At 60.9% G+C, this 12,864-nt stretch carries 12 protein-coding genes; 7 read left to right on the top strand and 5 right to left on the bottom strand.

The genetic code is table 11. The annotated features are described in order from the left end of the window. Positions 1-5 precede the first annotated feature (5 nt). The 3 genes from PLJ71_07295 to PLJ71_07285 all read right to left on the bottom strand — a co-directional run bounded on the left by PLJ71_07295 (position 6) and on the right by PLJ71_07285 (position 2,641). Entirely contained in the window at positions 6-569 is a 564-nt protein-coding gene (locus PLJ71_07295; protein ID HQM48478.1) for a DUF5698 domain-containing protein, read from the bottom strand. Positions 570-819: 250 nt separating this feature from the next. Beyond that, positions 820-1,239, bottom strand: a complete 420-nt coding sequence (locus PLJ71_07290) for a GreA/GreB family elongation factor (GenBank protein HQM48477.1) — start codon at positions 1,237-1,239, stop codon at positions 820-822. A 331-nt stretch (positions 1,240-1,570) separates the two neighbouring features. Beyond that, the gene (locus PLJ71_07285; GenBank protein ID HQM48476.1) at positions 1,571-2,641 is read right to left on the bottom strand and encodes a GreA/GreB family elongation factor; all 1,071 of its coding nucleotides are present in this window, start codon (positions 2,639-2,641) and stop codon (positions 1,571-1,573) included. Positions 2,642-2,931: 290 nt separating this feature from the next. Between PLJ71_07285 and PLJ71_07280 the strand changes: the two genes are divergently transcribed. The 5 genes from PLJ71_07280 (at position 2,932) to PLJ71_07260 (ending at position 8,175) form a co-directional block, all read left to right on the top strand. Next, positions 2,932-3,693, top strand: a complete 762-nt coding sequence (locus PLJ71_07280; protein ID HQM48475.1) for a hypothetical protein — start codon at positions 2,932-2,934, stop codon at positions 3,691-3,693. A 26-nt stretch (positions 3,694-3,719) separates the two neighbouring features. Continuing rightward, complete coding sequence (locus PLJ71_07275) at positions 3,720-4,955, top strand: aminotransferase class III-fold pyridoxal phosphate-dependent enzyme (protein HQM48474.1); 1,236 nt, start codon at positions 3,720-3,722, stop codon at positions 4,953-4,955. 591 nt (positions 4,956-5,546) lie between these two features. Next, positions 5,547-6,380 carry a transketolase gene (locus PLJ71_07270; GenBank protein ID HQM48473.1) on the top strand — a complete coding sequence of 278 codons (834 nt, stop codon included), beginning with the start codon at positions 5,547-5,549 and terminating at the stop codon, positions 6,378-6,380. Then, entirely contained in the window at positions 6,377-7,396 is a 1,020-nt protein-coding gene (locus tag PLJ71_07265) for a transketolase C-terminal domain-containing protein (protein HQM48472.1), read from the top strand. The genes PLJ71_07270 and PLJ71_07265 overlap by 4 nt, the downstream gene beginning before the upstream one ends. Before the next feature lie 2 nt (positions 7,397-7,398). Continuing rightward, the gene (locus PLJ71_07260; protein ID HQM48471.1) at positions 7,399-8,175 is read left to right on the top strand and encodes a hypothetical protein; all 777 of its coding nucleotides are present in this window, start codon (positions 7,399-7,401) and stop codon (positions 8,173-8,175) included. Positions 8,176-8,255: 80 nt separating this feature from the next. Here PLJ71_07260 and PLJ71_07255 read toward each other — a convergent pair whose 3' ends face one another. Beyond that, a complete protein-coding gene (locus PLJ71_07255; protein HQM48470.1) occupies positions 8,256-8,708 on the bottom strand; it encodes a Fur family transcriptional regulator in 453 nt (150 codons plus the stop codon). Between the two features lie 303 nt (positions 8,709-9,011). On the opposite strand from PLJ71_07255, the gene PLJ71_07250 reads away from it, so the two are divergent. Further along, the gene (locus PLJ71_07250; GenBank protein HQM48469.1) at positions 9,012-9,512 is read left to right on the top strand and encodes a rubrerythrin family protein; all 501 of its coding nucleotides are present in this window, start codon (positions 9,012-9,014) and stop codon (positions 9,510-9,512) included. 89 nt (positions 9,513-9,601) lie between these two features. Next, positions 9,602-10,984, top strand: coding sequence for a glutamate synthase-related protein (locus PLJ71_07245; GenBank protein ID HQM48468.1), 1,383 nt, complete (start codon positions 9,602-9,604; stop codon positions 10,982-10,984). 2 nt (positions 10,985-10,986) lie between these two features. Here PLJ71_07245 and PLJ71_07240 read toward each other — a convergent pair whose 3' ends face one another. Continuing rightward, positions 10,987-12,561, bottom strand: a complete 1,575-nt coding sequence (locus PLJ71_07240; GenBank protein ID HQM48467.1) for a sulfatase — start codon at positions 12,559-12,561, stop codon at positions 10,987-10,989. Positions 12,562-12,864: the final 303 nt, after the last annotated feature.

Genomic DNA, 12,864 nt, shown 5'->3' with positions numbered 1-12,864 from the left:
GGCGCTCAATTCTCTTTGGTGTCTGGCGGGACCGATGTGAGCGGAACGCCGATGACCGGGTGGAGAACCCTGTTGACGTCCCGGACCATTTCCGTGATGACCATGGCGTTTGGGTCGGCATTTTTGACGATAGTGAGCAGGCGGCTGACATCGCGCCGCCGGCAAACCATGAAGAGCTGCTCGACGGGCCCCTGCATTCCCATGCCGGGGAACACGGTGACCGGCTGGCCGGTGGCTCTCAACTTGTCGGCCAGAGCGGTTCCTTCCTTGGCGGAAATGACTTTGAGCGCGACGTTCCCGAGCGCCAGTTTCGCTTCAACGAATATCCCGCACGCGTTCCCGCAGGCGAAGCCGAGCGCGTAGAACAGAATCAGCGCGGGTGATTCTTTGATCTGACTCACGACGGTGCCGACCACCAGAATCCAGATGATCACTTCCACGAATCCCAGGCAGAACGTGATCAGCATACGGCCCTGAACAGCCATTATGGTTCGCAGCGTTCCCATCGAAACGTCAACAATCCGCGCGGCGAAAACAAAAATGCCCGTCAGCAAGACGCCTGCTTCCATGTCAACCTCGCATATCTCGAAAAAGGGGAAAGAATCACCGGACGCACAATGCCGCCCGAAACGGAGAACGCTTCATCCATGCCTTCGTGCCTCCCGGCATCAGCTATGCCAAGACTTCAAGCGTTTTTCCCCCGCGGAAACGTACTGTGCGGAGCGCGGCCCCCCCGCGCCCCGCATCGTCATATGCCAACGTGTGGCGTTTCGTCTGCGCACAGTGGAAACGTTGCGCGCGCGCCTTTTTCGTACCCGCTCACAGCGTCCAATGTCTTGCGGCCTCTGGCTGGTAAATGATCCCGATGACCTCGAGGAGCCGGACGCCCTTCGGGGTCTCCCACTCAACCACGTCGCCAATGCGCGAGCCAAACAGCGCGAGGCCCAGAGACGAAAGCACGGACACCCGTCCTTCCAGAGGCTTGCTATCGGACGGAAAGACCAGGTTATAGACCCCTTCCTGGTTCGATTCCTTGTCCCGGACGCGCGCAATCGAGTTCATGGTGACCACATCAGGCGGAACTTCCGTCGGGGCCAGGACCTTCGAAGCGGTAAGTTTGTGCTGCAATTCGTCTCCCCTGGACCACTGCCGCTTGCCGCTCTGCGCCTTCATGGCATCAATCACCTCTTGCAGCCGAGCCTGATCGAAATTGCTTATGACGGCCTCTTTCTTGCTCATATGCCAGCTCCTTTTGCTTCTACTCCTGATAGTCTGCGCGAGGTTCTCTTCTTTGCCGGATGACGCGGTCTCCGGCGCTCGCCAATCCGCTGCCGGAAAAGGCCCCAATGCTCCCAGCCCATTCTACGCGTGTTCCCGGTCGGATCCGGGGGATTTCGGCACCGGCCGAAACCGCATGCCCGAGCCGTGGATGCCACCACACTCGTGCAGCTATCGGCGCCGTTTGCCGATGCCCGTGAGTCTATTAAACTTCCAAGGCGGTCATATTTTCTGGAAATTGCGGTATTATCGGGAATGATCGTGGCACATTCACCGCGCGTGTGCCGGGCAATCAGAGATGATAATCCCCGGATGCCTCCGGCTGATACAGTATTTGGGCTATCTCATACATCGGAGCATCCTCACCTGCGCCTACCGTAAAAACGTCACCCAGCCGCCGGCCAAGAATCGCCGTTCCGAATGGATTCAGGATCGAGACATTCTCGGGGGCCAAATCAGCGTTCCGCGGAAAGACGAGCGTGTAGACCCGGTCCGCGCCCGTGTTCGGGTTCTTGACGCGCACCTTGGAATTCATGGTTACCACATCAGGCGGCACCTCACGCGGGTTCGTGAGCCGGGCCAGCTTCAACTCCTCGTCCAACATGTCCGCGTGTTTCTGATTCTCTTTTGTGCCGAACGCGCGCACAACTTCGAGCAGCTCTCTGAGGCGTTCCAGGTCGTAGCGGCTGATATAGATTGCACGAGACTCGGCTACGGACGGCGCCTCGTCGCCGGGATGGGCGCCGGGCGGCACAATCCCGCGAAGCAGCACCGTCCGCATGTGACGGGCCACTTTGGCCAGGTTGTCGGACTGCAACGGCTCGGACCAATAACTCGTGAAAGCGGTAAGCATCCCTTCAAGGCACACGGACATCTTGATTCCCGGCGTCCCTTTCTGGCCCAGCTTGGCGAAACACCGCGCGAAGATGCGTTCCACGATATCGATGTATTTCTCGTGCAGACGGTTGACTTCCGGACCCAGACGTTCGGGCTCCGGCTGTACGCCCAGGTATGCCGGAAAACAGAAGGGCTGGAAAAACAGCCGATCGTTCGAATAGTTGCACAATCGGAGCCGGATGAGATCCAAGACCGCCTCTTCGGGGTCGCCGGCCCGTGTCAACGGTTCCAGGCGGCGGATCACAAACTCGCCGATTCGCTGCGCCACGCGGCCGTAAACGTCTTCCTTGCTCTCGAAAAGGTTGTAGATGCTCCCCACGGAGATTCCTGCCTCGCGGGCCAGGAACTCCATGGTGGTCTGCTGATACCCTTTTCGCCCGAACACGAGCTCGGCGGCATCGAGAATTGTGCTGTCCACGGGCTGGCGCCGTTTCCTGGACCCGAGTATGCTTCTATTACCGGACATGGGTCTGTCTCCTCTCTGCCCGATTGAATCATCATTCTATATTGAACGCGCATTCATTCTAGCCGAGTCCTCCCGCGGTGTCAAGCCCGAAGAGCAAGCTTCTTTTGCCTCATTCTCCATAGTTTCAACGTGTCCGTCAAAACAGGACAACCCCGGGTTGCTTCGGAAACTGGGAATAGGCGGGCAAATTGACCCGGTCGACAGCCTGTGATAGCATCGCCGGCGTCTGTTGGGCGGGGCCACGCGTGTCACATAAGATTAATGAAGCCTTCCTGCGCGAGGGATAGGATATGGATACCGAGCTGCTGAAAGCGCGTCTTAACCTGCATGCGGTGCTTCGCAACCTGGAAGACCTTCCTGTTCTGGATTCGCGCGCTGCGGCCATGATTCGAGATTGGCGTACCGCGATACATTTTTCGGTGCGCGGGGGACTGCACGCGGGCCTCGTGTTCGAAGGGGGGCAGTGCCGCCATTATGCCGTGCGCCCGCCCCGCGCCGATGTGAGACTGTTCTTTTTTTCGCCCGCGCACGCGAACGGGATGTTTGCGGGCACCGCGAACCCCGTGCCGCTCAAGGGTTTTTCGAGGCTCGGGTTTCTGAAGAACGAGTTTACTGAACTGACCCGGCGGCTGGAGTATTTCTTAAAGCCCGATGCCGAAAGGCTGACCGACCCCGGCTACCTTCGCGCCAATACCATCTTAACGATATTTACGGGCGCGTTTGCGGTTAAACACCTGGCGGAGCTCGAACCGGTGTCCGCACAGCTTGCCGCGGCTGTCCCCAACGGTTCGGTGCAACTCGAGGTTGAGCCCGACGGCCCCCTCGCACACATCATCTACGACGGGAAGAGCGTTGTCCCCCGGAAAGGCGCGGCCGCGCGGCCGTCGGCCATCATGTGGTTCGCGGATTGGCGCACCGCGAACGATGTTCTTAACGGGAAGATGGATGCGTTCAGTGCGGCAGGCAAAGGGTTGCTCCGTCTCGAGGGCAAGATCCCCATCATTGACAACACCGGCCTCATCATGGACCGGGCCGCCGCGTACTTGGCATGAGCCTGCCCGGCGAAAGGATAGCGCGCATGGAAACGTTCGAATATGTGGAATCGCGCAAGCTCTTCGAGCGCGCCTGCAAAGTCATTCCCTGCGGCATTTACGGCCATTTCAGCCCGGCGCCCCTGACCCACGTGGGGGCTTTCCCGCTGTTTGCCGCGCGCGCTCAGGGCGCCCGTTTCTGGGACGTCGACGGCAACGAGTTTATTGATTACATGTGCGCGTACGGCCCCATGATCCTGGGATACGGGAATCCTGCCGTCGACAAGGCGTTTCGCGAGCAGATGCAGCAGGCGGATACGGCAACGGCCGCATCGCCGAGAATGGTCGAGCTGGCGGAAGTGCTGGTGGACCGGGTCGCCATCGCGGACTGGGCGTTCTTCGCCAAGAACGGCGCCGACGTAACTTCCTACGCGGTCACCATTGCCCGCGCGGCTACCGGACGCAGCAAGATCGTCGCTATCAAAGGCGGTTATCACGGCACCCAGCCCTGGATGCAGGCTCTTGGTCATCACGGCACCATTGCGGACGATCACAAGAATTACATTCGCATTCCCTGGAACGACTACAGCGCTCTCGAACGCGTCGTCGCGGAGGACGGACACGACATCGCCGGGTTCATCGCTACCCCGTATCACCACCCTGTTTTCGAGGACAACGCGTTGCCTTTGGATGGGTACTGGCAAAAAGTGGAGGCGCTGCTTCGAAAACACGGGATCGTGTTCATCATCGATGATGTGCGTTGCGGGTTTCGCCTGCACCGCGGCGGCAGCAACGAACGGTACGGTTTCAAGCCCGATCTCGTCTGTTTCTGCAAGGCGATCGCGAACGGGTATCCCATTTCCGCCCTCGTCGGCGTGGACTCGCTGCGCAACGATGCCGCGAACGTATTTCACACGGGGAGCTACTGGTATTCTGCCGGGCCCATGGCGGCAGCAATCGCGACCCTCGGCGAATTGCAGCGTCTGGATGCGCCCCGCTTGCTCGGCGAGACCGGCCGGAAACTCAACGATGGGCTCATCCGCATCGCGAAGAGCCACGGCTACACCCTGAAGGTCACCGGCGAGCCGTGCATGGCATACTGCCGCATCACCGATGATGAAACCATGATGCTGCACCAGCGGTGGTGCGCCGAATGTACCCGGCGCGGCGCCTATTTCGCGCCGCACCACAACTGGTTCGTCTCAACCGCGCACGCGGATGCTGACCTCCAGCGCACATGGGATATCGCTGATGAGGCGTTCAAAATGGTGAGTTCCCAGTAGTCAGCGGTGAGGGATTAGCAAAGAGCTGGAGAGTTGGAGAGGCAGGCAGCGCGCACTCCAGGGCGCAATGTGGGGGAGCAACATGACGGCGATTGTCACGTGCTTCGATTTGAAGGTTTGGCAGAAGGCAATGAAGCTGGCGTTAGACGTAGAGCGGATAACGGAGGAATTCCCGGCCCGCGAGCGCTTCGGCCTTTCGAGCCGGATGCGCCGGGCGGGTGTGTCGGCCCCGTCGACTATCTCGGAGGGGCATGCGCGCGACTCGAGGGGGCATTTCGCAAGTCACCTGTCGTTTGCATGGGGTTCTGTGGCAAAATTGGAGAAACAGCTCGAACTCAGCACGCAGCTTGGTTCCATGAGGCGCGAAGCGGGAGCCCGGCTCTTGAACACGGGTGGCGAGCCTGGAAAGATGCTCCCGGGTTTAAAGAATGGGCTGTTACGCCGTGCGGGCTCTTTGGCTCGCGGAAGGCCGCGGAGGAAAGATTTGCGCAAGCTGCCGTACAGGATCGCACAACACAAGCCCGTGTGCGTTCCCGCTCCGTGTATTAATTCCACATCCTCAACTACTAATCACTTCTCCGGAGGAACCTCATGCCGCTAAGTCCTGAAGAGAAAACCAGGCTCAAACAAATCGCTCTTGAGATTCGCCGCAGGATTGTCGACGTGACGGCATGGTCCGGCGGCGCGCATATCGGGGGTTCGTTGAGCATGACGGACATCCTCACCATTCTCTACTGGAAATATCTCAATATCGATCCGGCGCGGCCGTACTGGGAGGGCCGCGACCGCTTTGTCTTGAGCAAGGGGCACGGCGGGGTAGGCCATGCGGTCGTGTTGGCGCATCGCGGCTATTTCCCCGAGGAGGACCTGAAGGAATTCAACGCGACGGGTTCGAAGCTTGGCATGCATCTTGATTGTCATAAGGCCGTGGGCGTGGATGCCTCGACCGGTTCGATGGGCCATGGGTTATCGCAAGCCGTGGGAATGGCCCTTGCTGCGCGGGTTCTCAAGAAGAACTGGCGTACGTACTGCATTGTGGGCGACGGCGAGAGCAACGAGGGCTCGATATGGGAAGCCGCGATGGCCGCCAGCCATTACAAATTGTCAAATCTCACCGCGTTCTGCGACCGCAACCACATGATGATTGACGGTCCCACGGAGGAAGTGATGAGCCTGGAACCCCTCGCCGACAAGTGGGCGGCGTTTGGCTGGCAGGTGCGCAGCATTAACGGCCACGATTTTGACCAACTGGCCGGGGCCGTCGAGTTCGCGCTCGCGAACGACAAAGGCCCGGTGATGATCGTCGCCGACACGGTAAAAGGCAAGGGGGTGGATTTCATGGAGAATGACCCGGCCTGGCACTACGGCGGTTTGGGCGGGGACCTGTTGGCACGGGCCAAGCAATCGTTGGAGCGCATGGCATGAGTACAACCGAAGGCGGACTGACCTGGACCGTGTACGACGCGGATAAGCTCACCCAGCGCGAGATCTACGGTCTTGTGTTGAGCGAACTGGGCGAGAAACACCCCGAGATCGTCGGGTTGAGCGCCGACCTCGCGAAATCCACCAAAATCGGCATGTTCGGAGACAAGTTCCCGGACAGGTTCTTCAACTTCGGCATTGCGGAGCAGAATCTTTTCGGGGTGGCCGCGGGCATGGCCAAAGCGGGGCTGGTGCCGTTTGTGTCGACCTTTTCGGTGTTTGCGTCGATGCGCGCGTGCGAGTTTCTCCGCACCGACATCTGCTACCAGAACCTGAACGTGAAGGTCATCGCCACGCATGGCGGGACGTCTTTCGGGTCGGCGGGCACGACGCATCACTCTACGGAAGACCTTTCCATAGTCCGCGCGTTTGCCAATTTGCGGGTGGTGGTGCCTGCCGACGGCATCGAGACCGCCAGGACTGTTCGCGCGTGCATGGAGATCGAGGGGCCGGTCTACATCCGGATCGGCCGCGGCTTCGAGCCCCGCGTTTACGAGAGCGAGGACTACGAGTTTCAGATCGGCAAAGCCGTCGAGATGCGTCCCGGAACCGATATCACGGTGATTGGCTGCGGCCCGACGGTCTACCACGCCGTGCAGGCGGCAAAGATTCTCGAGGAGCAGCAGGGCCTGGGCGTCCGGGTGCTCAACATGCACACGATCAAACCCATCGACGAGGAAGCCATTCTCAAGGCCGTCGCGGAAACGCGCCGGATCGTCACGTTCGAAGACCACAACGTGATCGGCGGCCTTGGCACGGCCGTTGCCGACGTCATCGCCGCCAGCGGAAAAGGGTGCGCGTTCGAAAAGGTGGGCATTCCCGATGTGTTCTCGATACACGGCTATCCCGAAGACCTCATGAACTACTACAAGATCGATACGGACGGCATTCTCGAGAAGGTCGGCGAGGTCATGGGCCGCGACTTCGAAGAAGACGAAGACTGGGAAGACGAGGTGTAAGCATGGCGGCCAGCACCGATCTTCTCACGGCGCGTATAGTGTTGCGGGCAGTGCTGCCCATCATCAAGGTGTTGCTCGAGGACGATCCCAAGACCCGGAAGAAGTTCCAAGGCGTTACGGCGACCGTTCAGTTCGTGGCGGACGATCCCGGGGGGCCGATGGGCTCCCATATCACGTTCGACAACGGCGCGTTCGGGGTCGTGCATGAAATCGCTGAACAGCCGGATCTAACGTTCCGGTTCTCTTCGGTGAAGAAGATGAACGCCCTGTTCGCCGGGAAACCGGTTCTTCCGCGGATCCAGGGCATCCGGAACTTCACGTTGCTCGTGAAGATGCTCGGCGTGCTGATGCGCCTGAAACTGCTCATGCCGAACAAGGCCCCCAGGAACCCCGGCGAGGCGCGCCTCAAAGTTAAACTCATCCTCTACATGGTTTCGACCGCGCTCAGCCAGTTGAACAAGGGCGGCGACCCCGACATGGTCAAATGGACCAGCAAACAGCCGGAGCGCATCTACCAGTGGTCGGTCGAGCCCGAGGGCATCGCCTGTTACCTGCGGGTGAAGGCCGGCAAGACCAAGGCGGGGCGCGGCTACTACACCCGCCGAAAACCGATTGTGCATATGAAATTCGCCGGAGTCGAAGGAGCGTTGCCGGTGCTCACCAACAAGGTCGATACCGTGCAGGCGATGACCCAGGGCCTGGTCGAGAACATTGGCTCGCCCGAGTTCGGCGGGCAGATCGGCGACTTCATGCTCAAGATCGCCCGCATGCTGACCTGAAACGAGTCGGCGCGCCGCAAGCGTTTTGGACAGGCCGTGGGGTTCTACTCTGCAAAACCTCGGGCCAGTCCCGATAGCGCTTATTCAGTGCATTTCGGGCAGAGGCCGCGCAATTCCACTTGCGACGAATGCAGCTGGCATCCGTTGGGCAGGTCTTGCTCGATACCCGTTTGATCGATACGGCCGGAATACACATCGAGGATATTGCCGCAGCGCTTGCAGACAAAATGGTGATGCGGCGTCATGTTGGCCTCGAACCGCGCGCTGTTTCCGACAATGCCGAGCCGTTCCGCAAGGCCGATTTCCTCGAGCGTGCCCAGCGTTCGGTACACAGTGTCGAGGGTCATGGCCGGCAGACGGCGGACGACGCGCTTGTGGAGCATCTCCGCGCTTGGATGGTCGCAGGCACGAGACAGCTCGCGATAGACCTCTTGCCGTTGCGGGGTGATTCGCAGCCCAATCTCCCTGCACCGTGCGCGAAACGCGGCGAGTCTGGCGTCGATAGCTGCGGTGTCAATCTTCCTGGTGTTCATTGGCGGAGGAATTCTGTTTTCATCTGTCGTACGACGCAAGTATACTACAGTCGGCTGCGATAACGTGAAGCAACGCATCAATCTCCGCCCCGAAGCGTGCGCGGAGGCGCGCAGGCAGACTTGAATTTGCGGCGCGGGCATGTAAGAATCATTCTTAAGAACAAGTCGCCCGCAGCCTGCTCGCGGCGAGTAACGGCTGCGCGCCGCACAGGGGAGCAACGGGGAAAGGCAGCGGCAGATGCGGCGTTGCGACTGCTGCACAGGAACCGGGTGCGCAAACCACAACAAGAAAGGGAAGACGTCATGAGCACTTCGAAAAACCTTCAGGAAGCTTTTGCCGGGGAAAGCCAGGCCAACCGTAAATACCTTGCCTTCGCCAACAAAGCGGAGAAAGACGGATTTCCGCAGGTCGCCAAACTGTTCCGCGCGGCCGCCGAAGCGGAGACGGTCCATGCCCACGCGCACCTGCGCGTCATGGGCGGCGTCAAGTCCACTGCCGAGAACCTGAAGGCAGGCATCGACGGCGAAGGCCATGAGTTCAAGAACATGTACCCGGGGTTCGTGGCGGAGGCCCAGAAAGAAGGCAACAAACCCGCCGAGGTCAGTTTCCGGAACGCCATGACCGTCGAGGAAATCCATCACGGCCTTTACAAGGAGGCCCTCGCCGCCGTCGAAGCGGGGAAGGACCTCGAATCCGCGCCGATTTATGTTTGCCCCGTCTGCGGCAACACGGTCATCGGCGGCGTCCCCGATAAGTGCGAAGTCTGTGGCGTCCCGGGCGAGAAATTCCTCGAAGTGAAGTGACCCGAACGAAAGCAACTCGTCTCCCAGAGCGGCGCGGCTGTCTGTCTGGATAGTCCGCGCCGCCGGGGGTGAAGGAGTGGCGCGTGAGCATGAAAACAACGAAGCGCTGGGTGTGCACCATCTGCGGGTATGTCCATGAAGGGCCGGAACCGCCGGAGTCCTGCCCGGAGTGTGGGGCCAGCTCCGACCTGTTCGAAGAGGAAGGCGCCGAAGACGGCGCCGCTTCTTCGCCAGGGAAAGCGGTCTCAGGAGAATACCTCGCGAAATGGGCACGCGAGAGCGACGCGTTCGAGACCAAGTTTGCCCGCATCAAGTCGCTGGCGTCGGGCGCCCCGAGCGAGATTTCGCCCATGCGCACCCAGCAGCCGTTCCCGTCGTGGGAGGCCGTTCTGTTTCGCGGCGCGCAGTTGCACCGGCTGCCTCTCAACGAACATGAAAATGTAAACACCAAGACGGTCATCGGCCGCACCGCCGCGAGGCCGCTTACCATCGCGATGCCGTTCTACGTCTCGCACATGTCTTTCGGGGCCCTTTCCCGGGAAGCGAAGATCGCTCTGGCGCGCGGTTCGCGCTTGGCGGGTACCCTTATCTGCTCGGGCGAAGGCGGTCTCCTGCCGGTCGAACGCGCCGAAGCGGCCCTGTACGTCTACGAGCTGGGCACGGCGCCGTTTTCGCACCGTGACGACGCCATTCGCCAGGCCGACGCGGTCGAGATCAAGATCGGCCAGGCCGCGAAACCCGGACTGGGCGGGCATCTGCCCAAAGAGAAGGTAACGGAAGAGATTGCGCGGGTCCGCGGAATTTCCGTGGGGGAGGACTCGATTTCGCCGGGCCGTTTTACCGGCATCGACAAGAAAGGCGACCTGAAGAAGGTGGCAGCGCGCGTGCGCGGCGTGCTCGACGGAAAACCCCTGGGCGTCAAGCTGACCGCCAGCCATATCGAAGAAGATCTGGCCGAGGCGCTCGAGGCTGAACCCGATTTCATCACCATCGACTGCCGCGGCGGCGCCACGGGCGCGGCGCCTACCTACATCAAGGACAACGTCTGCCTGCCCCCGGTGTTCGCTCTGTACCGCGCACGGAAGTACCTGGACCAAACCGGCAGCCGCGTCACCCTCTGTGTTACCGGGGGATTCCGCGACAGCGCCGACATTGCGAAAGCCCTGGCCATGGGGGCCGACGCCGTCGCCCTCGCCACCGCATCGCTCATTGCCATCGGGTGCCAACAGTACCGCGTGTGCCACACCGGCCGTTGCCCGGTCGGCATCACCACGCAGGACCCCGAATTGCGGAAACGGCTTGACGTCGAGGTGTCGGCGCAACGGCTCGCGAACTTCTACAACGCCACGCGCGAAGAGGTGGCCAACTTCGCCCGGATCAACGGCCGCGCCGACGTGCACGACCTCGACATGTCCGATCTCGTGGCGATCAGCAACGAGATATCGCAGAACACCGGCATCGAACACGCATAGGCCTACCCCTTCGCGGGAGGGTCTTCGGGCACGCGGTATACCGCGCGCAAGCGGGCGAGTTCGGCCTTGAGCCCGGCGACCTCTTCGGCGTACTCGGGATTGTTGTATTCGCTGCGCATCTCGTGGGGGTCTTTCTCGAGGTCATAGAACTCCCATTCGCCGAGCGTATAGAAGTAGGCGAGCTTGTAGCGCGGGGTGCGCACCCCGTAATGCTTGTAGACGTTGTGGACCTTCCCCTCGCCCTCGTAATAATGGTAGTAGATGGACTCACGCCAGTTGCCGGGGCGTTCCCCGCGCAGCAGAGGCTCGAGACTCATGCCTTGCATGTCGTTGGGAATCTCTGCGCCCGCGATGTCGAGGAACGTCTCGGCGCAATCCAGGTTCTGGACCATGAGGTCCGTCTCGGAGCCGGGTTTGATGACGCCGGGCCAGCGGGCCACGAGCGGCGTGCGCAACGACTCCTCGTAGATGAACCGTTTGTCGAACCAGCCGTGCTCGCCCAGGTAAAAACTCTGGTCTGACGAGTAGAAGACCACCGTGTTCTTGTCGAGCCCGCTCGTCTCAAGATAGTCGAGCACGCGGCCGACGTTGTCATCGACCGACGCGATGCAGCGCATGTAATCTTTCATGTACCGCTGATACTTCCACCGCACCAGCGCGCCGCCCTCGAGCTTGGCTTCCAGGAATGCTTTGTTCCCGGGGCCGTACGCGGCTTCCCAGTTCTTGCGTTGCTCTTCCGTCATGCGCCCGAACGTGCGTTTCTTGCCCGGATCGTTGTCATCGACGGTCTCCCAGACCTTGAGGTCTGGTCCCAGCCGCATGGTTTTGGCGATGGTCATGTCCTGTTTTTTGGCCGCCGTGCCGCGGCCCGAGTAATCGTCGAAGAGGTTGTCGGGTTCCGGAAAGGTGACGTCGTCATAGGTGGTCAGGTGTTTCGGCCCCGGCAGCCATTCCCGGTGCGGAGCCTTGTTCTGGAGCATGAGCATGAATGGCTTGGCGGGATCCCGGTCCTTTTCCAGCCATTTCAGCGACAAGTCGGTGATGATGTCGGTCACGTACCCCTCATGTTTCGTGGGCCCCTCCGGAGCGAGAAAATCAGGGTTGTAGTAATCGCCCTGGCCGGGCAGGACCTCCCAGGCGTCAAACCCGGTGGGGTCCGAGACCAGATGCCATTTCCCGAAGATCGCCGTCTGGTAACCCGCCTGCTGGAGCAGTTTCGGGAACGTCTGCTGAGTGCCGTCGAAACGGTCGCTGTTGTCTCGGAATCCGTTGATATGGCTGTGCTTGCCCGTCAGGACGACCGCCCGGCAGGGTCCGCAAATGGAGTTCGTGACAAAGCTGTTGCGGAAAATTATGCCTTCTCGGGCGATGCGGTCGATGTTCGGAGTGGGCGCTGCCGAGGCCAGGCGGCTCCCGTAGGCGCTCACCGCGTTCTGGGCGTGATCGTCGCTGAAGATCCAAATGATGTTGGGCCGTTCCGCCCCTTCGGCTGCGTGCGGCCGCCAGGACTGTGCCGCGGCCAGAGCCGCCAAAGCGCCTCCTCCGGCGTATCTGAGAAAGTCGCGTCTGGAAACCATGAGCTCCATCTCCCTGTGCGTTTGTGGGGTTGCGGCGGTTTCCATGGTGGCACACTCCCGCCCGGCTTGACAAATGAATTGGCTGCAGCCGCTCCGCGCGGCCAGAGCGTTCCACAACGAGCATTTCGCGGGGTCAAACGCGCGGCGCGGACACAGGCCGTGTTCAACACAACTGCCTGCCGGGAGCGCTCGCCGGGATCTATTGCCAAGCACCTGCTATACTTCTCGAGGGCCGGTCTCCTTTTCTGGATTCCAGCCCGGTTATCTTCGATGTGCTGTTCGGGCGGACGGGGGACGTTGAGG

The sequence above is a fragment of the Candidatus Hydrogenedentota bacterium genome, assembly GCA_035416745.1.
Classification (GTDB): domain Bacteria; phylum Hydrogenedentota; class Hydrogenedentia; order Hydrogenedentales; family SLHB01; genus UBA2224.
Note: the sequence above shows the minus strand (reverse complement) of the source record. Positions and strands in the feature narration are given on the sequence as shown.